This window comes from Arenibacter echinorum, assembly GCF_003259375.1.
Taxonomy (GTDB): domain Bacteria; phylum Bacteroidota; class Bacteroidia; order Flavobacteriales; family Flavobacteriaceae; genus Arenibacter; species Arenibacter echinorum.
In genome coordinates, this window is record NZ_QLLN01000005.1 from 73,463 (window position 1) to 97,807 (window position 24,345).

Here is a 24,345-nt window from a genome sequence, read left to right on the forward strand (position 1 = left end):
AAGATTATTAATAAAGAATCCTGAAAATAAGCAAAATATCGCTTAATCTCAGGATTCTTCTAATTATTACCCTAATAGACTATAATTTATGGATGTATTGCGCTAAGTCAACCAATTTATTGGAATATCCAGACTCGTTATCATACCAAGAAACAACTTTGAAGAATTTAGAATTCAATTCAATTCCAGCTCCAGCATCAAAAATACTGGTTCTAGCATCCCCAATAAAATCTTGGGAAACAACTGCTTCTTCAGTATAACCCAAAATACCTTTCAATTCTCCTTCAGAAGCCTTTTTAAATGCCTTCTTGATCTCCTCATAAGAAGTCTCCTTCTCCAAACGTACCGTTAAATCCACTACGGAAACATCGGCAGTTGGTACTCTAAAGGCCATACCTGTTAGTTTACCCAACAAGGATGGAATAACCTTGGTTACCGCCTTGGCAGCACCTGTTGAAGCTGGAATAATGTTCAATAGAGCACTTCTACCACCTCTCCAATCTTTTCTGGAAGGACCATCAACTGTCATTTGAGTAGCTGTTGTGGCGTGTACAGTTGTCATTAAAGCCTCTTCTATACCAAAACTATCGTTCAATACTTTTGCTAAAGGAGCCAAACAGTTGGTAGTACAAGAAGCATTTGAAACAATTGTATCGGATGCTTTAACTTCCTTATGGTTAACACCCATTACAAACATAGGAGCATTGCTGGAAGGAGCTGAAATAACCACTTTTTTAGCACCACCATCTATATGATATTGTGCAGTTTCCAAAGTAGTAAAAATACCGGTACATTCAGCAACGATATCGGCACCAACCTCATCCCACTTCAAATTCTTTGGATCTCTTTCAGCAGTAATCCTAACCGTTTTACCGTTTACTACCAAATTACCATCTTTTACTTCAACAGTACCATTAAATTTTCCATGAACCGAATCATATTCCAACAAATAAGCAAGATGTTCTACATCCAGCAAATCGTTAATAGCAACTACATCCACATTATCTCTTTCTACAGTAGCCCTGAAGACCAATCTCCCAATTCTACCGAAACCGTTAATCCCTATTTTCAAGTTTGACATTTCTTTTGTTTTTAATGTTTAAAATTATGTTGTCATGATATCGGAAACCCTCATAAGCTCCTTATCAATTTTTGTATGTCCTTTTATTGCCTTACTGATTGGGGTCAGGGTAATTGTATTATCCTGTATTCCCACCATTAAGTTTGTTTTCCCTTCCAACAATGCTTCTACTGCCTTAACACCCATTCTACTTGCCAAAACACGGTCAAAACAGGATGGTGCCCCACCTCTTTGCATATGTCCCAAAACGGATACACGCACATCGTATATGGGAAGATGTTCTTCTACGTACTCTTTTAGTTCAAAAACATTTTTACCTGTTTTATCACCTTCCGCTACCACAACAATACTTGATGATTTTCCGGATTGCTTACTGCGTTTCAAAGATTCCAACAATCTTTCGAGTCCCAAGTTTTCCTCAGGAATCAAAATCTCTTCCGCTCCAGCACCAACACCTGCATTTAAGGCGATATGGCCAACATCCCGTCCCATAACTTCTACAAAAAACAGTCTATTGTGCGAACTGGCCGTATCCCTAATTTTATCGATACATTCAACGGCGGTATTCAATGCCGTGTCAAATCCCAAGGTATAAGTGGTTCCAAATATATCATTGTCTATAGTACCAGGGATTCCGATTACTGGAAAATCAAATTCCTTATTAAAGGTCAAGGCACCTGTAAAGCTTCCATCTCCCCCAATAACTACAAATGCATCTATACCCGCCTTTTTTAATTGATCGTAAGCTATTTGACGGCCTTCCTTGGTCCTGAAAGGCAAACAACGGGCAGATTTAAGGATTGTACCTCCCTTGTTTATTATGTTGTTCACACTACGGGCATCCATTACCTTAAAATCACCTTCCATCATACCTTCATATCCTCTATAGATACCAACGCATTCAACCTTCAAATAGGCACATGTACGTACTACTGCCCTAATAGCAGCATTCATTCCCGGTGAGTCTCCTCCTGATGTAAAAACACCAATCTTTTTTATTGCTGAAGCCATAAAAATTTTAAAAAAACAAAACTAGCAAACTTATTTCAATAATTACCCGACTTTGGCTTTAATTTGACAACAACGGACCACTCCAACGTTTTCGTTGAATAATTTCTTGGAAATTGTTAAATTCATAATCAATTCTTCAGGAAAAGTGATTATTTAGAAATTGCCCAAAACAACTAAAAAGGATTAAAAATAGCATTAATTACTCCTTAATATTTTACGCAATAGCTCTTTAAAACTGTCGAAGTCTACTTGATAGGAAAGTCCAACACCTTGGGTATATCCCTGACGATCCGCCAGAAATTGCTGTATTTCATTTTCCCGATTGAATATTTTGGCACTAAGGGTCCCTTCTTCGTTCAATAAAATCTGAACTTCCACGTCTCCGGCAACAACGGTTTCCGATACTCCGCCTACCGGGACCCCAACCCTTCCATTAAGTAGTACCCTTTCACTGATCTGGGTAGACAAGGTTACCCCTAATCTATTCTCTGTCTGAATATCTGTGGTTCTATCCAAAATACCTTGTTCATAAGACAATCCAAAATTTAGTTTGTCGTTGTCGCCCGCCAATAGGGAATTGAGTATTCCCGAGGCAGATTGAAGCAGATTCCCTGTAACAGCCTGTTGATTTATTCCTGTTTGTTCATTTACGAAAGAGCCTTGTGCCAATAGGAAAAGAGCATTTTTTTCTGCAATTGTGGGATCCTGCAATCTGTATTCCAATTCGGATTTAACTATGGAATTGGTACCTGGAAATTCTATCCTCCAATCTATAACGGGACTTTCCAACTCCCCGGTCAGCCTTACCACCACATCGGTAGGTATACGTCTTGTATAGCCAGGATTATCCAAGAGCGGAGCAGGATTTGCATTTAAGGCATATACGGCCTCCATATTTAATTGCGCCGCCAAGGGTTCCCTTTCCCAGGTAATATTACCTCCCGGTTTTACTTTAAAGGTCTTATCCACAATACCGCCGAACTTATAGCGAAACTGCCCCGTCACTACCACGAAATCCCCGTACATATTAAATTTACCGTTGGTATTGATTTCAATAAACAAAATTCCCGCACCTGTACCCCTTAAGGAACTGCCTGTTTTGGTATCTACAACAATTTCAACTTCCGCATCAGGAGTTACATCTAGGTTAAAGGCCAACTCAAGCCCTTCTACCTCCTTTAAAACCCTTTGTCCCTTTTCCGTATCCTCCACTTTCTTACCCACAAAATTGATGAATGAAAAATCCCCAACGCTAACTACATCACTAATTGGAATTTTTAAGGAAGTGCCCCTTGCCGTTTCTCCATCAACATTGATGGTAAGGGCATTGGTTGGTCCGAAAATTCTTCCCGTACCATTTAAATACCCAGCTCCATAGTACAATACCTCTTCCTTGAACGGTGTATTAAGTATTAAAAAACGGTCATTATTGGTATCTACATCCAAGTCCAAGCTCCAATCCTTAAATAATCTATGGGTTATGGTGCCATCCAAGGTTGCCTTGGTATTCATGGCCACATCGGTAAGTTTGATCTTCTGAAAATGAAAGGTCTGGTCCGATAACTTTACCCTAGAGTACGGAGCAAAACTATAATCCACATTTAAATAGGGAATGGCAATACCCGCTTCATTTAAAGACAGTACACCGCTCCAATTGGGATTATTTATAGGTCCCTTTAAAATGGCACTGCCCTGTAGCAAGCCCCGAATATTGGTAATAACGCCCTCTCCCAAGGGACTAAAAGGCTCTAAATTAAAATTATTGAAGTCTACTATGAGATTTGCCTGCGGAATCTCCTCCCTATTGGAAATATTCCCGACCACACTAAGCTTCTCAGACCCCTTGTCCACCAAGGAAGTGTTCACCACAAAATCGGTCAAATCCCTATTGCCTACTATACCAATGGCCAAATCTCCCAAGGTAATATTGTTGATTCCAAAATTTTTAATATTCAAATTGGAGGAAGGCAGATAAACATTGTCCTTCTGCAGAACGTTCAAGGTACCGTTCACCTCCCCATGCAACTTAAGACTGTCTATGGCCGGTGTAATCTTTCCTAGGGTAACAATCTTAAACTGAAGCTCGATATCCTTATAGGTTGAATCTGCAAGCTGTCCCCGTAACCTAATTTGTTCCTGTTCATTATTGTTCATTACCACTTCCTCAATGGAAATGCTATCGAGCGTTTTGTTGATTATTACCTTATTCTTATTGTTTCCATCCTTGTTGAGTATCCATTTATTTCCTTTAAAACTAACATCGGAAGTTTTTAGACCAATAACAGACTTGTTCTCCTTGTTGAAGGTATGATAGAAATTGAGGTTGTAACTATCATTATATTCGCTCCCCCCCTTAAATTCCGTTCTAAAAAACAGGGTATCCTTTAAGGTCGTATTGATCAGATTAAAATCCTTTACATCATAGTAGGGGGTTGCCAGATCACCGATAGAGACGTAGGTATTGAATAAGGGGTTCTTATTATCAATCTTAACGTCTATGTTATCCAATTCATTACCGTAGGCAACTATACTGGGCGATTTAAACGTTAGTTTAAAATCCCCTTCATCGGCAATAATATTTCCCCTAATAAAGGTATTGGGATCAAACTTTACCTCCGGAAAAAACACGTCCACAATCTTGTTGTAGATTTTGAAATTAAATGCCAATCTCTGATTTGCCGATATATTGAAAGGTCTATAATTGGTGTAAATACTTCCCAAGGAATTTTGCAGTAACCTGCCTAGTTCCTTAACTTTAAAGTTACCCTTCAAGTAACCGGTAATAATATCCGGTGAATTAATATCGATAATTCGGGTGCTGTCATTTTCAAAGGTAGACGAGACCTTAAAATCCTCAAAGTAGTAGGTTTCGTTCTTGTTCTGGTAATTTGTTTTGGTAAATTTTATATCCCCTACAATGTTGTCCAAGGAATTACCAGTAATATCCATATTAATATCCCCCTTAAAAATGGATACACTATCATTTATAAAGTTTATCTTTTTAAGGTCGGCATAATCTACCGAGGCAATAAAATTGAAATTATTCCTGTTTTCCGCAAAATCCGCCAAGCCCTTAAAACTAAATTGAATATTTTCATCACTACATAACAGGGAACCATCAAATAGCTGCTCTTTAAGTATACCCGATACATTGATATTCTTATAGTCGTAGCCATTAAAATTTATGGAATAAACCTGCCCTATTACCTCGGTGTTTAAATATTCCATGACCATCCCCTTGCCTTCCACATTAAAATCCAGAGTTGTAATCCCTACCTTATCGGATTCGATTAAATTTCCAAGATCAAAATCGATCAACGACACAAAACCCTTGTAAGAGGCATCGTCTATATGATCAATATCGGTAAGTTCAAGATCAACATAACTACTTCCTATAAGGGTATTGATGTTGGCTTTGGTATTTATTGAAGATTCCGTGATGAGGGCATCTCCCCTAACCGTAAACTGGCCCAATTTCTGGATCGAAGACGGTAGTACATCCAAAATATTCGGCAGTAAGGCCCTTAATTCATAGTAACTGGAGGTTACATTCTTCATATTCGCTTCAAGCACAAAACCGGCATCCTTCGTAAAAAGATTCTTGAAATTAAAATCCCCACGGATTCCCGTATTATCCGTTGTTAAAAACAGATCGTTGGTATTCAAATCGTTCAATACCCCATCAACAATAGTGGAGAATGAAACAATGATATCACTTCCAAATTCATTATATAATAAGTTCACTTCATTTAAGGCCACGGTAGATTCTATGAATTCGGCATCAATTTTCACTTTGTTCAAAAAGTCCTTAAAATCCTCCCTTTCATAATCGAATATTACCTTGCCCATTAAATGGGATTGTGGGGTCTTGATACTTAGGGAGTCAAAACGCATCTGCTGTTTTGTATACTTGAATTCGGTTGCCATTTCATTGACCACCACTCCCCTTTTGCTATTAAAGGACATCTTTTGAATATTGGCCGTAACATCGGGACCAACAATGGTAAAATCGGAAGCGGAGATATTAAGATCCACAAAATTCAACATCTCCGTTGTTTCCCTATTTTCGTCTATGAGCTTAAATTTACTATCGCTTATTTCTACATCGGAGGAAGAAAAATAAAAGGGAGGTGTACCCGGGGCACGGGGTTTTTTATCGTCCAACTTATCAATAAACACCTCAAGATTGGTGCTCTTGTCGTCCTGGTAGGTCCTAAGTTTAAAATTTAGTCTTTCAATTGCTATGTCGCCAAATTCCAATTTACCGTTCACCAAATTCCGTACATTAAGGATGGAGGTACTTAAATTGTCTATATAGAACAGGGTATCCTGCTTGTAATCCTCAATATAAACACCTTTAAGTGAGGTATCCCAGGAAATAAGGGATATCCTTAAGCGTTCAATATTTATATTGGTACCAAATTCTTTATTGATTTCGGTAGTGGCATACTTGGCAAAACGGGTCTGGACAAATGGCAAGGAAAGTATTACACTGCCCAAAACGCAAATAAGAACGAGCACCAAAAATACTCTGACCAGAATTTTTCTTAATTTTTTGATAGGGCTTTATGTTTTACCTTTGTACATTCAAATTTTATTCCAAACAAAGTGGATAATAAAACTATTTATATTTTAGCCATTGAATCCTCGTGCGATGACACTTCTGCCGCTGTATTGTGCGGCAATAGGACACTAAGCAATATTGTGGCCACGCAAAAAATTCATGAGGAGTATGGGGGGGTTGTTCCCGAACTCGCCTCAAGGGCACACCAACAAAATATTGTGCCTGTGGTGCACCAAGCATTAGCCAAAGCAAATATCGATAAAAAACAGTTATCCGCCATAGCTTTTACACGCGGACCAGGACTTATGGGATCTTTATTGGTAGGAACCTCTTTTGCCAAATCCCTATCCTTGGGGTTGGGCATTCCATTAATTGAGGTAAACCATATGCAAGCCCATATTTTATCGCATTTTATTGAGGAAGAAAATTACAAAATGCCTTCCTTCCCCTTTTTGGCAATGACCATTAGTGGAGGACATACGCAAATAGTACTGGTAAAGGATTACTTTGACATGGAAATTTTAGGCGAGTCCTTGGATGACGCGGTAGGGGAAGCCTATGACAAGAGCGCAAAAATATTGGGACTTCCGTATCCAGGTGGACCTTTGGTAGACAAATATGCGCAGTTGGGAAACCCAAAAGCTTTCCCTTTTCCCAAGCCCAAGGTAGACGGATTAAACTTTAGTTTTAGTGGTCTAAAGACCAGTATTCTGTATTTTATACAGCGGGAAACAAAAAATAATCCCAATTTTATCGCTGAAAATTTGAACGATATCTGTGCATCCATCCAATATACCATCATCAATATTCTAATGGATAAAATGAAGAAGGCCGTAAAGCAGACCGGTATTACACAAATAGCCATTGGCGGTGGAGTGTCTGCAAATTCGGGCATTAGACAGGCCCTTAAGAAAGCAGAGGAAAAATGGGGATGGACCTCGTATATCCCTAAATTTGAATATTGCACGGACAATGCCGCCATGATAGGTATTGTAGGATATTTAAAATATAAAGAAATGGACTTTGTAGATCAAAGTGTTACCGCCAAGGCAAGATATGTGATCCAATAACAAGGTGAAAAGTTCAAGGTTCATGGTTCAAGGTATACTGAATACTTGTGTTCCCCGTTCCTAGATAGTCCATTACTAGGGCAAATCATTTTTTTTGAATTCGTATCTTGGAACTTTAAAATATTATGGCATACAACGAACAATTTGCACAACGTATTAGGGCAAGTTTTGAAATACAGCCACAAGCCGTCCGATCGAATATAACCGAAAAGAAAATGTTTGGAGGAATTGCCTTTTTGTATCATGGAAAAATGACCGTAGGTATTATAAAAGACAATCTTATGGTCAGGGTCATATCCAATAAAATGGAGGGAGTTCTGAGTTCCGAACACGTAAGACTCATGGATTTTGCAAAACGTCCCATGAAAGAATTCGTCTATGTTTCCCACGAGGGTATTGCTACTGAGGAACAGTTATTAAATTACATTGAATTAGGACTTGAACACGCCAAACAAAAATTGAACGAACTGTAAACTTCACTACTACCTCATGCAACTTTTCTACCATCCCGAATTAGAAAACAACACGGACCAATTTATTTTTCCTCCCGATGAAAGTCGACATATTTCCAAAGTATTGCGGAAAAGTTCGGGCGATATTTTGCAAATCACCAACGGCAAAGGTCTTTGGTTTGAAGCCGAAATACTTGTTCCGGACCATAAAAAATGTAGGGCAAAAATAATTTCCCAAACTCATTTACCGCCAAAACCGTATGAACTCCATATGGCTGTGGCTCCAACAAAACTTAACGATCGTTTCGAGTGGTTTTTGGAAAAAGCTACAGAAATTGGAGTTCATCAAATTACTCCCATTATTTGCGATCATTCCGAAAGAAAGGTCATTAAAATGGACAGAATGGAGAAGGTTATCCAAGCCGCCATGAAACAGTCCCTACAATCCTATTTGCCACAATTAAATCCAGCCATTTCCTTTAAAGAATTCATTACCCAACCCAAAAATGGGGAACTGTACATAGCACATTGCGAGGAAGATAAAAAAAAGGAACTAGCTCATTGTGCAGCGGCCAAAAGAAATAGTACCGTATTAATTGGCCCGGAAGGTGATTTCTCTCCTGAAGAGATAAAATTGGCCTTGGACAACGGATTTCAAGCGGTTGCTTTGGGAAACACCAGGTTGCGTACAGAAACTGCAGCCATTGTGGCCTGTACCACCATTGCCCTAGTTAACTTGTAATGCTCCTTTAAGGCATACTATTAATAAAAATTAGTTTTTGGCTACAAACCCATTAAGGTTATAGGTAGCCCTTTTAGTTTTTTAACTGGTTAATATTCTTAAATTTGAATATCGTAATTATCCAAGTGCATATGAAGCAACTAGTTGCAATATTATTAATATTCAATTTTTATTTGGCCGAAAATTTACATGCGCAGGAAATTGCCATTTTAAAATATGGAGGTGGAGGTGATTGGTACGCCAACCCTACAGGACTTCCTAACCTAATAAAATTCTGCAACCAACAACTTAGGACTACCATTGACCCCAAGCCGCAAACAGTGGAAGTAGGCAGCCCTAATATTTTTCAATATCCCTTTTTACATATGACGGGGCATGGAAACATTTTTTTTTCCGAGGAAGAAGCAGAAAATTTAAGAACCTATTTATTGGCAGGCGGGTTTTTGCACATAGATGACAATTATGGAATGGAACCCTACCTGCGCAAAGAACTAGCCAAAGTATTTCCGGACAAGGAACTCACGGAATTAGGTGCAGACCACCCTATTTTTCGTCAACAGTTCCAATTTCCAAAAGGATTGCCCAAGATACATGAACATGATGGCAAACGGCCACAAGCGTTTGGCATCTTTGAGCAAAACCGCCTTATCCTTCTTTTTACATTTGAAAGTGACCTTGGGGACGGATGGGAAGACCCAGAAGTGCATAACGACCCCCAAGATGTACGCCTTAAGGCTTTACAAATGGGGGCCAATATAATCTCCTATGTTTTTAAAAGTTAAAATATGACATCAAAGACCATTGCAGAAGGTATTTTAAGGGCTCTTGGAGTTATAGTAGCCATTGTAATCCTGCTGGCTTTTCTATACAAGATCAGCGCGGTTCTTATATACATAGCTATAGCGGGAGTTGCCAGCTTGATAGGACGGCCCATTGTTTTATTTTTTCGTCAGAAGTTAAAATTCAACAATACCGTGGCTGTTATAATAACTATGATATTCCTTGTTGGGGTAGTTGCAGGAGTCATTGCCCTATTTGTGCCTTTACTTATTCAACAGGGACAGAACCTATCCCTTCTCAACATAGATGCCTTACAGACCAATCTGGAGGACTTGTACCGCCAGTTACTGCAATATATCGGAGTTAAATCCGAGGATTTGGAACAAAGCATTAAAGATTCACATTTGTTTTCCAACCTAAACTTTGGGATACTTCCAGATTTCCTAAACTCCATAATCGGCATATTGGGGAGTTTTAGCGTAGGACTCTTTTCTGTACTCTTTATAGCCTTCTTCTTTTTAAAGGACAGTAAACTTTTCGAGGAATCCTTACTCACCCTAATCCCTGATAACAAAGAAAATAGATTTCAACATTCCATGGAAACCATCAAAAATTTGCTTTCCCGGTACTTTGTAGGCCTAGTGTTCCAAATCTTGATCCTCTTTGTCATTTATTCCATTGTCCTTTTCGTTTTTGGTATCGAAAATGCCGTAGTAATAGCCTTTCTCTGTGCCCTTCTCAACCTTATTCCCTATATAGGCCCCATTATTGGAGGGATATTAATGGCGGTTTTAACCATGACCAGTAATGTGGGAGCCGATTTTAGTAGCGTTATTTTGCCCAAAACAGGCTATGTAATGATTGGGTTCATCATTGGCCAATTGGTAGACAACTTTTTCTCCCAGCCTTTTATCTTTTCCAACAGCGTAAAGTCGCACCCCTTGGAAATTTTCCTGATCATCATTATTGGAGGCTTACTCCTGGGAGTAACCGGAATGATTATAGCGGTACCTGGCTATACGGCCATAAAAGTAATCTTAAAGGAATTTTTTAACGAGAATAAAATTGTAAAATCCCTTACAAAAAATTTATAATCCCACCTTGAACAAAAATATTCTAACATCCGAAATCCAAGATTTTATAAACAAAAATTTAAGGACGGAGCTTATTGCCATTTTGTTGAAGCCATTGAATTTTGAAGGTGTTACCAACAAGGAAATCGCAGAACAAATTGAAGCCAAGAACAGGTGCAAGGACAAGCTCCCAACTTGGTACGGCACCCACAATATCTACTACCCCAACAAACTAAATATTGAACAGACATCCTCAGAAAACACCGCACATTACAAGGCTGGGATAATGAGTGGGACAGCTTTGTTGGACATGACCGGCGGCTTTGGGGTGGACAGTTATTTTTTCAGCAACAATATAGGACAGGTATATCATTGTGAAATTAACAGGGATCTATCCCAAGTAGCGGCACATAATTTTAAGACTTTGGGCAGGACCAATATCCATACCCATGCCATGGATGGCATAGATTTTTTAAAAAGTTCAGAAATCGATTTCGATTGGGTATTTATTGACCCCTCCCGTAGACATGATGCCAAAGGAAAGGTTTTTTTGTTGTCCGATTGTATTCCGAATGTCCCCGGTAATCTAAGTGCTATTTTGGCCAAGGTGAAAAAAATAATGATAAAAACCTCCCCTCTACTGGACCTGTCGGCCGGCCTTAGAGAGTTGAAGTCCGTTAAGGAAATTCATATTGTTGCGGTTAAAAATGAAGTAAAGGAAATCCTATGGATATTGGAACGGGGCTATAAAAAAGAGGTAGTGGTAAAAACGGTAAACCTAAACGGCTCAGCAATGGAACAGTTCAGCTTTTCCCTTGAAGATGAAAAATTAGCGATCTCCAAATACTCCGATCCCTTGGAGTATTTATACGAGCCCAATTCGGCCATCCTAAAGTCTGGAGCTTTTAAAACCGTAGGCGATAAATTCAATATGTCTAAATTACATGATCACTCTCATTTATACACCCACGATCAATTATTGGATTTTCCCGGCAGGAGGTTCAAAGTTGTAAGGTCCATTCCCTTCAATAAAAAAGAATTACAAAAACTGGACGTAAAAAAAGCAAATATTACCATTAGGAATTTTCCGATAAGCGTGGCAGAAATAAGGAAAAGGTTTAAAATTAAGGATGGAGGGGAAGCGTATCTGTTTTTTACCACTAATTCGGAAGGTGAAAAAATTGTTGTTTATTGTCATAAATTATAAGAGCAGTACGCAGCATGTTATAGCTACAGTTAAGTAGCCTAATATTTGAGACTTCTCGTCGCTCATTCTTCGCTCTGTCGAAGTGACTATTATAGTCTAGATTTCACATGGAGTTACATAAAAGATCTTGGAATCACTTAAACAATTTCAATCACAATCCCATTTAAAATTGGCCACTTTGTCATTGGATGCAGCGCCCAAATTGTAATGCCACCACTCCGTTCTAATGGACCAAAATCCATGTTTTTCCATGGTTTCCTTTAACAGCAGCCTATTATCCAAGATATTCTTGGGCAAATCCCAATTGTCATGGTAGGCCCTTTTTCCAAAAAAATCAAAATCGGTTCCCATATCCAATTCTTCCCCATCCAAGGTGGTCAAAGTAATATCGACAGCACCGCCTTTATTATGGATTGATCCTTTAACGGGATTAGCTACATATTGGGGATTGGGAACTATGGCCCACATTTTATATTGTACATCATTGGGTCTATAACAGTCGAAAAACTTAATTTTAAATCCTTTGTCCATAAATTCCTTATTGGCCAAAAGCAGTGCCCTGGCCGTCTTAACCCTAGTATAACATTCAGCGCAATCGTAAACCTTGGCCTTTAAAAAATTATTTTCTGTAGCATAGCGCAGGTCGTACACAAAATCATCACTATAATCGGCCAACCTTACAAACAGAGTATCGGCCAGACCGTCCAAGGATTTAAGATTGGATTTGGGAACTTCCTCTTTCTTCGCTTTTAGAATTTTTACGGAATCCTTTATCTCAATTAACTTTTCAACATCTTCCTTTGGATTCTTGTTCACCACAACCTCCTTACAACCAAAAGAAAGTATCAATGCCAACAGTGACATTCCCTTAAAAACAGTGCGCTTCCTATTCATATATTATATTGCCAATTGTTATTCCAATCATTCTCCTCTGTTCATCAGCTTCTCCACAACAAATAAACAAAAAAGCCCCGAAACTAGGGCTTTTTATATCTCTAAGTAGGAATTACAAATAATTAATGATCCTTCCTTATTATTACCAATTTTTGATGGAGCTAAGTTAAAAGGTTGCCCTTTTCGTCCCAAGTAGCGATTTCGTTCCTGGTACTCTGATCGATACATTTGGCTACCCATTCGGGATCGTAGGATACCCCATGCTGTTCCAACACATCTTCTGGAACACCATCCCATACGCTGGGCGTATTTCCCTTATAGCCCAATTCGGCAACTCCTACTTTGGAGGAATAATAGCCACAAACAGTTAATCCGCGCATCAAATAGAAAAACTGTATTTCGAGCGGTTGCACGTCCAATGGTTTTTCTATATCATGATAGCAAATGGTATCCAATATCTGCTTTTGCTGATCCAAGGTGGCCAATTTAAATTCGGTTCCAAAATCGGTATTGCTCTTATGGTCCAACCACATAAGCCCCCCTTTAAGTGTCAGCTGCAACTCGGGGATGTCCTTGCCCATGAACTCTATAAATTCCGGGACCTCTGCCTCAATAGGCCCTCCATTAGGTTCTCTGGGAGGAAGTATCACCGTGCTCAATATGGCTATGGTTTCCATCTCATGTTCAGTAAATAGCTGTTCTGCATTCAACTTTTCAATCAGCTCCAACTCCTCGGGGGTACGACCAAAATAATGGGTGTTTTCGGCCGCGGCTACGGCGTCCTTTGCTGTATCAGGACCATCTGTCTTACAGCCATGAAAGGCCAAAGCAGATGCGCCTGCACCTAGAATTATTGTCTGTATACTCTTTCTTCTATCCATGATCTAGATATTTTGCTGTTTTAATTGTTCAATAATATAATCACTGGCGCGCCAAGATAATGCCAAAATTGTCCAAGTACAGTTCTTGTCCGCCTGGGAGGTAAAGGGTCCCGCATCAACTATAAAGACATTGTCCACATCGTGCAATTGATTGAATTTATTAGTGACGGATGTTTTGGGATCATTGCCCATTCTGGTGGTTCCTACTTCATGGATAATACGCCCAGGGGCTTCCAACCCATAATCACGGTCCTTACCCGGCTTTTCCCCTAAGGGCTCTGCCCCTAAATTGTGAAAAATCTCCTCGAAGGTGTCCTGCATATGCTTGGCCTGGTTTTTTTCAAAATCGGACCATTTGTAATTAAACTTCAATACTGGAATACCAAATTGATCCACTGTTGTAGGGTCTATTTCACAGTAATTATCCTTGCGGGCAATACCTTCGCCCCTTCCGGCAACCCCTAATACAGATCCGTAATACTTTTTTACATCATCCCGTAAGCTATCTCCATAACCCCCTACTTTAAGCCCAAAAAACTTATTGAACTCATTAGGGTTAAAACTGAAACCGTAGCCTGGCATCCTCATACCGCCGCCTACTTCGATATGATACCCCCTTGGAAAATCCAACTTGGAGTTATCCCCCCACCAAGGAGAATACACGTGGTTACTACCCACCCCATCTTCATTATAGGATACTTTTCTATTCATCAATGCAGGAACAAATGCGGCTCTACTTGCACCGGTAGAATCGTGTAAATATTTACCAACAAGGTCACTGCTATTTCCCAATCCGTTAGGATGTTGTTTACTTTTAGAATTTAAAAGAATACGGGCAGAACTACAGGCGGAAGCCGCCAAAACCACAACCTTGCCCCTCAATTTGTACTCTTTTCTATCGTCCTTACTGATGTAGGACACGCCTGTTGCCTTACCCTCTTCATTGGTGGTTACTTCCCGCACAACACAATTGACGAACAATTTTATTCGGCCGCCGTTTTTTTGAGCTGGAAATATAAGACAACTTCCCGAAGAGAAATCGGCATAAATGGAACAGGAACGGGAACATTGCCCACAGTAAAAACAAACACCACGTTCTGTATTAATTCTTTTTGTCAGCATGGAAAGTCTACCTGGAATAGTAGGTATACCCGCCTTTTTGGCGCCATTTATATAGAAAACCTCATGTAACCTCGGTTTTGGAGGAGGAAGAAAAAAACCATCCGGGTCGTTTTCCAAGCCTTCATTGGTGCCAAATACTCCTATTAGCTTATCTACCTTGTCGTAATACGGTTTTACATCCTCATAACCTATAGGCCAGTCCTCACCATGCCCGTCCCTGGTCTTTCCCTTAAAATCCTTTGGCCCAAAACGCAGGGAAATCCTTCCCCAGTGGTTGGTACGCCCCCCTAACATATGAGATCGGAACCAATCAAATTCGGTACCAGGTTCACGGGTATAAGGTTCCCCTTCTATCTCCCAACCGCCATAAGCAGCATCAAATTCTCCAAATGCCCTAGTGGTACCAGCTCCCCTTCTAGGAGATTCGTAATTCCATTTTAGCTGGTTCATTGTTTTTGGGTCTGCCGGATCAAAAAATGGCCCAGCCTCTACAACCGCAACATTAAGGCCGGCATCGGCCAACTGCTTTGTAGCCATACCGCCACCTGCACCCGAACCGACGATTATTACATCATAAATTTCTGAGGATTCTTTTATCTGCATTTTGGAATGAATTAATTATGAACTTCAATATAGATTTAAAACGAAATTAAATTAGAATTTTTTATCCAAACAACCTGAAAATTCATGTATTTTGATATAAAACCATCAATAATTGATAATATGTCATTAGAAGGGACAAATCCTTGTAGTTTTCATTTAGGGTTACAGCCCAATTCTTTTGTTTAGCACCCCAAGGAATAAAAATATCATAACTATCGATTGTTATTCCCAGCCATCTGCCTCCCAATGGCCAATAAACAAAAAGGCCTCCTTTCGGAGGCCTTTTTAAGTTAATTTCAATAAATGGAATCGAGATTATTTTATTCCTTCCAAATACTTTAAACTCTTGGGTACCTGTTCCACAACCCTGGAACACTCGTCTTCTATAAACATATACTTGATGCCCAACTTCTTGGCTTCGGCAACAACACCGGCTATATCAACTTCCCCGGTTCCCAAAACCACATTGGTTTCTACATCGGCATGGCCGGTATCATCTTTTTTAGTACCTTTTTCCATATCTTTCAAATGCAATAAAATGAATTTAGAAGGATACTTTTTAAGCAATTTCAAGGGATCCTCACCTCCATGATGCACCCAATAAACATCCATTTCAAAATCGAAATATTTGGCATTCTGTGCCATATAATCAAATAGGGTCCCGTCCTTATAGGGCCTAAATTCAAAACCATGGGCGTGATACGCCAATTTTAATCCATTATCCCTTAAAATCTTTCCGGCCTTGTTAAATACCTCCACAGCCTTTTGCGTATCCGAAATATCAAAATTATTGCCATCGTGAGGGATCCAGGCGCACATCACATAGGTGGCACCATAACTTTTTGCCTTTTTTACAACCTCCTCCGGCGCATTGGCCAAATCGTTGAACCCGGCACCAATACTGACCACCTTTAAGTTATTTTTGGCAAGTAACCCCTTAAACTCCTCCTCGGGCATCCCGTAGCTATCTCCACCTTCCAGAACGGTAATACCCCAGTCGTTTATCAATTTTAAGGTACTGGGAATATCTTCCTTAAACTGATTTCTAAGACTATACAATTGTAATCCCACCTCTTGGGCCGTAACATTTGTAGTTCCAAAAAAAACTATGGCCATTAAAAATAGACATAGTAGTTGTAATTTTTTCATCGTGTATAGAATTACTTATATCCCTTGAACAACTTAATACCTTCTAGGTCAACAAATTACCTTCGTCATCCCATTCTGCCATATCATTTCGCTTACTTTGATCCACACATTTGGCAATCCATTCGGGATCATAGGATTTCCCATGTTTGGCCAATATATCTTCCGGTACGCCGTCCCAAACGTTGGGGGAATTACCTTTATACCCCAAATCTTCAATACCTTCCTTGGAGGTATAATATCCCGTTACGGTTAGATTGCGAACAAGGGAAAAGAATTGTTGCTCGTACGTAGGATTTTCCTTGTCCGGAAAGGCAATGGCATCCAAAATCTCCTTTTGCTGTGCCTCGGTGGCGGTTTTAAATTCCACCCCATAATCCTTATTGCTCTTGTGATCCAACCACATTAGACCTCCTTGCAACGGAGTTTGATAAGCAGGGATATCCTTGGCCATAAATTCAATAAAATCGGGCACTCCGGCATCGGTAGCGCTACCATTGGTTCCATTGGCAGGTAAAATCAAAGCACATAACACCCCCAAAGTGGCCATCTCATGTTCATTAAAAAACTGTTCTGCGTAAAGTTTTTGCAGCAACTCTTTTTCCTCCGGGGTTCTCCCGAAATGCTTTTCTTCCTGTACCAGGGCCTCTGCAGCTGCTGCCTCCCCTTCTGTTCCCGGCTTACATCCATTAATTGCCAATCCGCCTGCTACACCTCCAAGAATAATGGACTTTATACTTTTTCTTCTATCCATAATACTAGATATTTTGTTTTTTCAATTGCTCAACTATATAATCTGACGTTCTCCAGGCCAGGGCCAAGATGGTCCATGTAGGGTTCTTATCAGCTTGGGAAACAAAGGGTCCCGCATCAACAATAAAAACATTATCCACATCGTGCATTTGTTCCCATTTATTGACCACAGAAGTTCTAGGATTGTCCCCCATCCTTGTGGTACCCACCTCATGGATAATTTCACCAGGGTTAAGTAAACCATAATCGCTATCTTTTCCTGCCGGCTTACCAATGACCTGTCCGCCCATATTGTGGATTATTTCCGAAAAGGTTTCTTGCATATGCTTGGCCTGAAGACGTTCGTGATCGGACCATTGGTAGTTAAAGCGCAATACTGGAATACCAAATTCATCAACCTTTCCCGGGTCAATTTCACAATAGTTACTTTCCAAAGCTATAGATTCGCCACGGCCGGCAAAACCGATCATTGCTCCGTAATATTTCTTGACATCCTCCCTAAGGACATTGCCGTAGCCCCCAACTTTTTCACCAAAGAACTCATTCATGGCATTTGGGTTAAATCCGAAACCGTAGCTTGGCATCCCCATTCCTCCCCATATTTCTATATGGTAACCTCTGGCAAAATCGAGCTTCTTATTGTCCAACCACCAAGGGGTATAGACATGCATCCCTCCTACACCATCTTCGTTGTATGTCTTTCTATTCATCAGTTCAGGGACAAATCCTGTCATTCCGCCCCCTGTGGAATCGTGAAGGTACTTCCCTACCACACCGCTACTGTTGCCCAGTCCGGCCGGATGTTGCTTACTTTTGGAATTTAACAGGATTCTTGCGGTACTACAGGCCGATGCGGCCAGTACTACTATTTTCCCCTTTAATCCATATTCCTTACGATCTTCCTTATTTACATAAAGTACTCCGGTGGCCTTACCTTCCTCATTAGTGGTTACCTCGCGTACCATGGCGTTCACAAAAAGATCTATTTGGCCTCCATTCTTCTGCGCAGGGAATATCAAACAACTTCCCGATGAGAAATCGGCATATATCTGGCATGACCTACTACATTGTCCGCAATAAAAACAGACCCCGCGATCCTCATTTATTTTTTTGGTGACCATGGACATCCTTGAAGGAATGACCGGAATATTGGATTTCCTGGCTCCATCTATATAATACAGTTCGTGCAATCTCGGCTTTGGCGCAGGAAGGAAAAACCCGTCCGGTTCATTTTCCATACCTTCTTTAGACCCAAAAACACCAATTAACTTGTCTACTTTATCATAGTACGGTTTTACATCTTCATAGCCAATAGGCCAGTTTTCCCCTAGACCATCAATATCCTTGTGCTTAAAATCGCGCTGACTGAAACGCAAGGAGATACGTCCCCAGTGATTTGTTCTACCGCCCAACATACGTGATCTAAACCAATTAAATCTTGAACCATTTTTTTGGGTATAAGGTTCTCCTTCAATTTCCCAACCGCCATATGCAGCATCATATTCCCCAAACGCCCTAGTTGTACTTGCACCTCTACGTGGAGATTCATACGGCCATTTCAATTGTGTAATCTGTTCCGGATTTTTGGGATCAAAAAACGGACCCGCTTCTACTACGGCCACTTTTAGTCCCGCCTCGGACAACACTTTTGTGGCCATACCACCACCGGCACCGGACCCAACTATGATGACATCATAAATAGTTGATGTTTCTTTTATCTGCATACTATAAAGAATTAATTTTGAAGCTCAATATAAGTTTAAATCGATATTAAATTAAAATTTTTTATCCGAACAACCTTAAAATTCATGTAATTTGACACAAAACCATGGATAATTGATGAAATATTATTAACTGGGACATTTGGCAGTAAATATGGAGTCCGGATCAATGAACGGAACAGTTACATTAAGTACTTCCCTTAATTAAGGAAATCCAAAGCCTTAAAAATTCTTCAATTGCTCCAAAGCTTCCTTAGCCGTAGCTACCGGAAGCTTACAGGTATGATCCTGACAAACATAAATATAGGTCCCATCATCCGCATAACGCCCTTTAAACAAAGGCATTTCACTTTCTTTATTACTACCAAGAATTAAGGTGTTGGGCAAATTTTGTTGCTGTAATTCAGCTAATAATTGCTTAGCATCATTGCCCACAACTGCAATTTCGTAAAAGGGATATGCCGTTTTCAACAGAAGGGAATTCCATTTGGAATAATTATAGGCATTTTCCTCCAATACCGAAATCATAGAGGAAAGCATGGACCTTGCTTTTAACGTAGCTTCCTTATCATAGTCTATATGTCCCAATAGAAACAGATTTTCTGCCATAACCGCATTGGGCGAAGGCAATACCCCATCATCGGTTTTAATTATTTGCGCAATTAATTCGTCATCGGAGTTAAAACTGTACATCCCAGAATTTTCATCAGCAAATTTGTCCTTTGCTATTTGATTCATTTCTTTGGCAAAGTCCAAATAGGAATCTGTCATTGTGGTACTATACAATTTTAAAGAGGCATTGGCCAAAAAGGAATAATCCTCCAGAAAACCATCACTTTTTTTACTTCCCTTTTTATAAGTATGTATCAACTGATCTTTATTCAGACTATTTTTTTTAATAAAATTAAAGACGTCCTCTGCTTTTTCCAAATAAGCAGTTTCGTTAAAAACATTATAGGCATCTACAAATCCATTGATCAACAAGGCATTCCAAGAGGTAATGATCTTATCATCGGTATTTGGCCTAATTCTTTTATTCCTAGCAGTTAAAATTTTGTTTTGCCATCTTTCCTGTACACCGTCCCAATCTTCTGCATCAATATCATTTTCCTTAATGAATTCCTCATCACCTGAGTTCCTGAAAAGAACATAGGAATCGTTTTCCCAAATATTGGAACGCTTTATATTGTAGTATTTGGCAAATAAGTCATAATCGGATCCCAAAACCGCCTTTAATTCCTCTTCTTTCCAAACGTAATATTTACCTTCCTCGCCTTCACTATCGGCATCAATGGCCGCATAATAGCCGCCTCCCGGATTTTTCATTTCCCTATCCAAAAAAGCAATAGTCTCTTCCACTACCTTTTTGTACATAGGCTCATTAAACAACTTATAGGCCTTGGAATAAAGACTTAATAATTGGGCATTGTCATATAGCATTTTCTCAAAATGCGGCACTTTCCATTGGGCATCGGTACTATACCTGTAAAATCCGCCGGCTACATGATCGTAAACGCCTCCCCAAGCAATTCTGTCCAAAGTGGTTTTAACAAAATCCATAGCATCCTTATCCTCCGTTAAAACGGCATAATCCAACAGAAAATCAAGATTAATAGGAATCATAAATTTCTGTGACCCTCTATTTCCTCCCCATTTTAAGTCCCAGTTATCCTTCCATTTTTCAACGCTATTTTTTAGGACCTCTGGAGTCAACATCCCCAAATCTGAGACCGGCTGTATTATATTTACTTCCTGTATGCCTTGGGCCACCATATCGGCATACTCGTTGGCTTTTTTGGGGTCGTTCTTATAAAGCTTGCTAACCTCGGCCAAAACTTTGCTCCATTGTTCCTTGGTATGGTAGGTACCCCCATAAATGGGTTTTCCATTGGGCAGGGTAATCACGTTCAAAGGCCAGCCTCCATTACCATTGATTAGCTGTAAGGCAGTCATATACACATGATCTACATCTGGTCTTTCCTCCCTATCTACTTTAATACTTATAAAGTTTTCATTCATCAATTTGGCCACTTCCTCATCTTCAAAGGTCTCCTCTTCCATTACATGGCACCAATGACAGGATGAATAACCAACACTTACCAATACCAACTTGTCCTCCTTTTTGGCTTCTTCCAAAGCACTTGTACTCCACGGTCTCCAATTTACCGGGTTATGGGCATGTTGTAACAAATACGGACTAGTTTCATGAATAAGGTCATTGGTATATTTATGGTCGTTTTTCTGACCTTTAATATCGGAACAGGAAAATAAGATCATTATCAACAATAAAAATAGATTACAAAAAGAAAGCCTAAGGCACATATTTCGGGTCATAAATGCGAATATTGTTCAGTTTTGAAAAATACAACAAATCATTTCAATTACAGTAGAATAAAATAAAGTTCTATGCCCATAAAATTGTTAATTTTCTACAGGACCCAGCTTTTTTTGCAACAAAAACCAATCGTAAAGCTCATTGTTTTCATAGGCCTTGTCCCATGCGTTATGACCTACACCCTTGTAAATCGTAAAATCCACATTGTATCCCATTTCCTTTAATTTGGCAACCATTTCAATAGATTCCGAAATGGAAATCGACTTATCCTGATCACCATGATAAACACGAATTGGCATATTTTTATTGATCCAGGAAGCATAGGGCACAGGAGTCATGCCACAAACCACGGCCAAGGCCGCAAATTTATCCGGATATTGTACGGCCATTTCCCAGGCTGCACCACCTCCCCTACTGAGGCCGGTAAGGTATATTCTATTTTCGTCCACTTTATTGGTAGCAATAATACTATCCAAGAGTTGATTAACTGCCCTGGTGTTCCACCACATTTTTTCTTGGGGATTCTGTGGAGCCAAGATTAGAAAAGGAAATTTCTTGCCCCCTGAAATAAGTTTTGGGGGGCCATTTCGCTTTACAGATTTTAAATTCCCGCCGGATTCTCCCCCGCCATGTAAAAAGAGCAATAGGGGAAATTTTTCCTCTGGATTTACCTCATAATTCCCTGGGTAATATAGGTAATACCTCAAGTTTTCGGTGGTAACGACCTCCATTTCTGAATTGATAAGTTCAGGAGAGGACTGGGAGGCACAGCCTTCAAAAATAAAAAGGCAGCAAAAAATTAAAACTAATGTTTTCATTTGTTCAAATATATTGTTTGATTTAGGACCACCTATATTTGTATAAGGCCATATCCTAGAATTATCATGGTTATCAATCAGTATTCCAAATTGGTTGAAAATCCGCAAATTGATGCATTTTTATTTAACATACCCGCTGTTTATACTTTTATTTAACATTCAAGATTATTCCTTAAACAAAAAATAAGATAATAGTTATAAATGTCTAAATGTATTTTCATTTCGGGTTTTCGTTTTACTTTGGTACATTTATCGAGCAATCAAAAAATTTAGTATGAAGAAAGTCATCACTTTCGGGGAGATCCTCCTAAGACTGTCTACCGAAAGACACCTTCGGTTTTCACAGGCCACCAATTTCAACGCCACCTATGGAGGCGGAGAGTTTAACGTAGCGGTATCCCTAGCCAATTATGGGTTTGATGCTGAATTCGTTACATGTTTGCCAAAAAACGACATAGGCCAATGTGCCCTACAGGAAATTAGAAAGCATAATGTGGGCACCAACAATATACAGTTTGGGGGAGACCGTCTCGGCATTTATTTTTTGGAAACAGGCGCCGGAACACGGGGAAGCAAGGTAGTCTATGATAGGGCGAACAGTTCAATTGCAGAAATAGAACCGAACTCTATAGATTGGAAAGCAGTATTTAAGCATGCAGATTGGTTTCACTGGAGCGGGGTTACCCCAGCAATTTCAAGCAAGGCTGCGGCTGTATGCTTAGAGGCGGTTAAGGCCGCCCATAAAATGGGTGTTACCATTTCATCGGATTTGAATTATCGTTCCAAATTATGGAAATACGGGAAAGAGCCAAAAGATATTATGCCCGAACTCTTAAAGTACAGCAATGTTATTTTAGGGGATTTAGACACGGCTTTTTTTATGACAGGGCAAGAACCACAGGACCCGGACTATCAAGATATGGACTCCTTACCGGAACTGTACGACCTTCTTTACAAAGGCTCTCCGGATTTAAGTTATGTGGCCACAACTTTGCGTTATTCCGTAAATGCTTCGCATCAAAAAATAGGCGGAATTTTATATGACGGAAAAAAAATACACTATGCAAAAATTAGGGAGGTAACCCCTGTAGTTGACCGGGTAGGGAGTGGCGATGCCTTTATGGGGGGCTTGATATATGGGCTCTTACAAGATAAAATAGATAATCAACAAACAATCGATTTTGCAGCGGCTGCCTGCTGTATCAAGCATACGATTACAGGCGATTTCAACTTGGCCACCCTTGAAGAAATTGAGCAATTGGCAGGAGGAAATTCCTCTGGAAAAGTAAGTAGGTAAAATAACTAAACCTTATGTCACAGTTTTCGAGAATTGAAGTAGCTGCACTAATGAAAGAAACGGGACTCGTGCCCTTGTTCTATCATCCGGATGTGGAATTGGGAAAGAAAATTTTAAAAGCATGCTACAATGGTGGTGCGCGATTAATTGAATTTACGGCACGTGGGGATTTCGCCCATGAAGTCTTTGCCGAACTAAATAAATTCGTCATTAAGGAATTGCCGGAAATGGCGGTAGGTGTAGGATCGGTAACCGATGCTGCAGCAGCTTCCCTTTATATGCAAATGGGTGCCAATTTCATTGTAACCCCTTCCTTGCGCGAAGATATTGCCATGGTCTGTAATAGAAGAAAAGTATTATGGAGTCCAGGGTGTGGCTCCCTGACAGAAATAAACAAAGCTGAAGAATTGGGCTGCGAAATTATAAAATTATTCCCTGGCGCCAATTTCGGACCAGACTTTGTTAAAGCCATTAAAGGACCACAACCGTGGACCAGTGTCATGCCAACAGGCGGTGTAACCTTGGAGGAATCCAATTTAAAAGGATGGTTCAATGCCGGGGTTACCTGTGTAGGTATGGGTTCCAACCTAATTAGTAAAACGGTAGTGGAAAAAAGGGATTACAGTGGTCTAGAGCAATCGGTAAGGGAAACATTGGCCCTTATCAAAAGAATACGGAGCTAGTGATAAGACCCATCATTTGCCTACCTACTTTTGGTATTATAAAAGTAAAACCTCTGATTTTATGAAAATCAGAGGTTTTTTTAACTCTAAATACTGTTTTCCTTGCCAAGGA

Annotated in this window: 19 protein-coding genes; 8 read left to right on the forward strand and 11 right to left on the reverse strand. The window is 39.8% G+C overall.

Translation table 11 applies throughout. The features are described 5' to 3' along the window. Positions 1 to 79: 79 nt before the first annotated feature. The 3 genes from gap to LV92_RS13560 all read right to left on the reverse strand — a co-directional run bounded on the left by gap (position 80) and on the right by LV92_RS13560 (position 6,592). Entirely contained in the window at positions 80 to 1,081 is a 1,002-nt protein-coding gene (gene gap / locus LV92_RS13550; RefSeq protein ID WP_093976896.1) for a type I glyceraldehyde-3-phosphate dehydrogenase, read from the reverse strand. Between the two features lie 24 nt (positions 1,082 to 1,105). Further along, complete coding sequence (pfkA, locus tag LV92_RS13555; protein ID WP_111624197.1) at positions 1,106 to 2,092, reverse strand: 6-phosphofructokinase; 987 nt, start codon at positions 2,090 to 2,092, stop codon at positions 1,106 to 1,108. A gap of 195 nt (positions 2,093 to 2,287) precedes the next feature. Continuing rightward, positions 2,288 to 6,592 carry a translocation/assembly module TamB domain-containing protein gene (locus tag LV92_RS13560; RefSeq protein ID WP_245946382.1) on the reverse strand — a complete coding sequence of 1,435 codons (4,305 nt, stop codon included), beginning with the start codon at positions 6,590 to 6,592 and terminating at the stop codon, positions 2,288 to 2,290. Between the two features lie 108 nt (positions 6,593 to 6,700). Here LV92_RS13560 and tsaD point away from each other — a divergent pair, with 108 nt between their 5' ends. The 6 genes from tsaD (at position 6,701) to LV92_RS13590 (ending at position 11,980) form a co-directional block, all read left to right on the forward strand. Beyond that, positions 6,701 to 7,726 (forward strand): tRNA (adenosine(37)-N6)-threonylcarbamoyltransferase complex transferase subunit TsaD, encoded by a 1,026-nt coding sequence (gene tsaD, locus LV92_RS13565; protein ID WP_111624198.1) that lies wholly within the window; start codon positions 6,701 to 6,703, stop codon positions 7,724 to 7,726. A 125-nt stretch (positions 7,727 to 7,851) separates the two neighbouring features. Then, entirely contained in the window at positions 7,852 to 8,199 is a 348-nt protein-coding gene (locus LV92_RS13570; protein ID WP_111624199.1) for a TfoX/Sxy family protein, read from the forward strand. Positions 8,200 to 8,215: 16 nt separating this feature from the next. Next, on the forward strand, positions 8,216 to 8,920 hold the full coding sequence (locus LV92_RS13575; protein WP_111624200.1) for a 16S rRNA (uracil(1498)-N(3))-methyltransferase: 705 nt from the start codon (positions 8,216 to 8,218) through the stop codon (positions 8,918 to 8,920). A 131-nt stretch (positions 8,921 to 9,051) separates the two neighbouring features. Beyond that, positions 9,052 to 9,702, forward strand: coding sequence for a DUF4159 domain-containing protein (locus tag LV92_RS13580; protein ID WP_111624201.1), 651 nt, complete (start codon positions 9,052 to 9,054; stop codon positions 9,700 to 9,702). A 3-nt stretch (positions 9,703 to 9,705) separates the two neighbouring features. After that, positions 9,706 to 10,794: an AI-2E family transporter gene (locus tag LV92_RS13585; RefSeq protein WP_111624202.1), complete on the forward strand. Its 1,089-nt coding sequence runs from the start codon at positions 9,706 to 9,708 to the stop codon at positions 10,792 to 10,794. A gap of 7 nt (positions 10,795 to 10,801) precedes the next feature. Continuing rightward, a complete protein-coding gene (locus tag LV92_RS13590) occupies positions 10,802 to 11,980 on the forward strand; it encodes a THUMP-like domain-containing protein (RefSeq protein WP_111624203.1) in 1,179 nt (392 codons plus the stop codon). A gap of 147 nt (positions 11,981 to 12,127) precedes the next feature. On the opposite strand, the gene LV92_RS13595 is transcribed toward LV92_RS13590, so the two are convergent. The 8 genes from LV92_RS13595 to LV92_RS13630 form a co-directional block, all read right to left on the reverse strand. Then, positions 12,128 to 12,874 (reverse strand): M15 family metallopeptidase, encoded by a 747-nt coding sequence (locus LV92_RS13595; protein WP_245946383.1) that lies wholly within the window; start codon positions 12,872 to 12,874, stop codon positions 12,128 to 12,130. A gap of 161 nt (positions 12,875 to 13,035) precedes the next feature. Then, a complete protein-coding gene (locus LV92_RS13600) occupies positions 13,036 to 13,755 on the reverse strand; it encodes a gluconate 2-dehydrogenase subunit 3 family protein (RefSeq protein WP_111624204.1) in 720 nt (239 codons plus the stop codon). A 3-nt stretch (positions 13,756 to 13,758) separates the two neighbouring features. Next, the gene (locus tag LV92_RS13605; protein ID WP_111624205.1) at positions 13,759 to 15,480 is read right to left on the reverse strand and encodes a GMC family oxidoreductase; all 1,722 of its coding nucleotides are present in this window, start codon (positions 15,478 to 15,480) and stop codon (positions 13,759 to 13,761) included. Positions 15,481 to 15,795: 315 nt separating this feature from the next. After that, on the reverse strand, positions 15,796 to 16,629 hold the full coding sequence (locus LV92_RS13610) for a sugar phosphate isomerase/epimerase family protein (protein WP_111624206.1): 834 nt from the start codon (positions 16,627 to 16,629) through the stop codon (positions 15,796 to 15,798). 43 nt (positions 16,630 to 16,672) lie between these two features. Further along, positions 16,673 to 17,380, reverse strand: coding sequence for a gluconate 2-dehydrogenase subunit 3 family protein (locus LV92_RS13615; RefSeq protein WP_111624207.1), 708 nt, complete (start codon positions 17,378 to 17,380; stop codon positions 16,673 to 16,675). A 4-nt stretch (positions 17,381 to 17,384) separates the two neighbouring features. Then, the gene (locus tag LV92_RS13620) at positions 17,385 to 19,103 is read right to left on the reverse strand and encodes a GMC family oxidoreductase (RefSeq protein WP_111624208.1); all 1,719 of its coding nucleotides are present in this window, start codon (positions 19,101 to 19,103) and stop codon (positions 17,385 to 17,387) included. A 219-nt stretch (positions 19,104 to 19,322) separates the two neighbouring features. Then, positions 19,323 to 21,377: a thioredoxin domain-containing protein gene (locus LV92_RS13625; RefSeq protein ID WP_245946384.1), complete on the reverse strand. Its 2,055-nt coding sequence runs from the start codon at positions 21,375 to 21,377 to the stop codon at positions 19,323 to 19,325. Positions 21,378 to 21,521: 144 nt separating this feature from the next. Beyond that, the gene (locus LV92_RS13630) at positions 21,522 to 22,253 is read right to left on the reverse strand and encodes a carboxylesterase family protein (protein ID WP_111624210.1); all 732 of its coding nucleotides are present in this window, start codon (positions 22,251 to 22,253) and stop codon (positions 21,522 to 21,524) included. Between the two features lie 274 nt (positions 22,254 to 22,527). Here LV92_RS13630 and LV92_RS13635 point away from each other — a divergent pair, with 274 nt between their 5' ends. Both LV92_RS13635 and LV92_RS13640 read left to right on the forward strand, forming a co-directional pair. Further along, entirely contained in the window at positions 22,528 to 23,550 is a 1,023-nt protein-coding gene (locus tag LV92_RS13635; protein WP_111624211.1) for a sugar kinase, read from the forward strand. A gap of 14 nt (positions 23,551 to 23,564) precedes the next feature. Continuing rightward, positions 23,565 to 24,233: a bifunctional 4-hydroxy-2-oxoglutarate aldolase/2-dehydro-3-deoxy-phosphogluconate aldolase gene (locus tag LV92_RS13640; RefSeq protein ID WP_111624212.1), complete on the forward strand. Its 669-nt coding sequence runs from the start codon at positions 23,565 to 23,567 to the stop codon at positions 24,231 to 24,233. Positions 24,234 to 24,345 lie beyond the last annotated feature (112 nt).

What these genes read in the sequence shown, in the direction of transcription:
- gap (WP_093976896.1), bottom strand. Translation starts at nt 1,081, where the DNA reads ATGTCAAACTTGAAAATAGGGATTAACGGTTTCGGTAGAATTGGGAGA.
- pfkA (WP_111624197.1), bottom strand. Translation starts at nt 2,092, where the DNA reads ATGGCTTCAGCAATAAAAAAGATTGGTGTTTTTACATCAGGAGGAGAC.
- LV92_RS13570 (WP_111624199.1), top strand. Translation starts at nt 7,852, where the DNA reads ATGGCATACAACGAACAATTTGCACAACGTATTAGGGCAAGTTTTGAA.
- LV92_RS13575 (WP_111624200.1), top strand. Translation starts at nt 8,216, where the DNA reads ATGCAACTTTTCTACCATCCCGAATTAGAAAACAACACGGACCAATTT.
- LV92_RS13580 (WP_111624201.1), top strand. Translation starts at nt 9,052, where the DNA reads ATGAAGCAACTAGTTGCAATATTATTAATATTCAATTTTTATTTGGCC.
- LV92_RS13585 (WP_111624202.1), top strand. Translation starts at nt 9,706, where the DNA reads ATGACATCAAAGACCATTGCAGAAGGTATTTTAAGGGCTCTTGGAGTT.
- LV92_RS13595 (WP_245946383.1), bottom strand. Translation starts at nt 12,874, where the DNA reads ATGAATAGGAAGCGCACTGTTTTTAAGGGAATGTCACTGTTGGCATTG.
- LV92_RS13600 (WP_111624204.1), bottom strand. Translation starts at nt 13,755, where the DNA reads ATGGATAGAAGAAAGAGTATACAGACAATAATTCTAGGTGCAGGCGCA.
- LV92_RS13605 (WP_111624205.1), bottom strand. Translation starts at nt 15,480, where the DNA reads ATGCAGATAAAAGAATCCTCAGAAATTTATGATGTAATAATCGTCGGT.
- LV92_RS13610 (WP_111624206.1), bottom strand. Translation starts at nt 16,629, where the DNA reads ATGAAAAAATTACAACTACTATGTCTATTTTTAATGGCCATAGTTTTT.
- LV92_RS13615 (WP_111624207.1), bottom strand. Translation starts at nt 17,380, where the DNA reads ATGGATAGAAGAAAAAGTATAAAGTCCATTATTCTTGGAGGTGTAGCA.
- LV92_RS13620 (WP_111624208.1), bottom strand. Translation starts at nt 19,103, where the DNA reads ATGCAGATAAAAGAAACATCAACTATTTATGATGTCATCATAGTTGGG.
- LV92_RS13625 (WP_245946384.1), bottom strand. Translation starts at nt 21,377, where the DNA reads ATGATCTTATTTTCCTGTTCCGATATTAAAGGTCAGAAAAACGACCAT.
- LV92_RS13630 (WP_111624210.1), bottom strand. Translation starts at nt 22,253, where the DNA reads ATGAAAACATTAGTTTTAATTTTTTGCTGCCTTTTTATTTTTGAAGGC.
- LV92_RS13635 (WP_111624211.1), top strand. Translation starts at nt 22,528, where the DNA reads ATGAAGAAAGTCATCACTTTCGGGGAGATCCTCCTAAGACTGTCTACC.
- LV92_RS13640 (WP_111624212.1), top strand. Translation starts at nt 23,565, where the DNA reads ATGTCACAGTTTTCGAGAATTGAAGTAGCTGCACTAATGAAAGAAACG.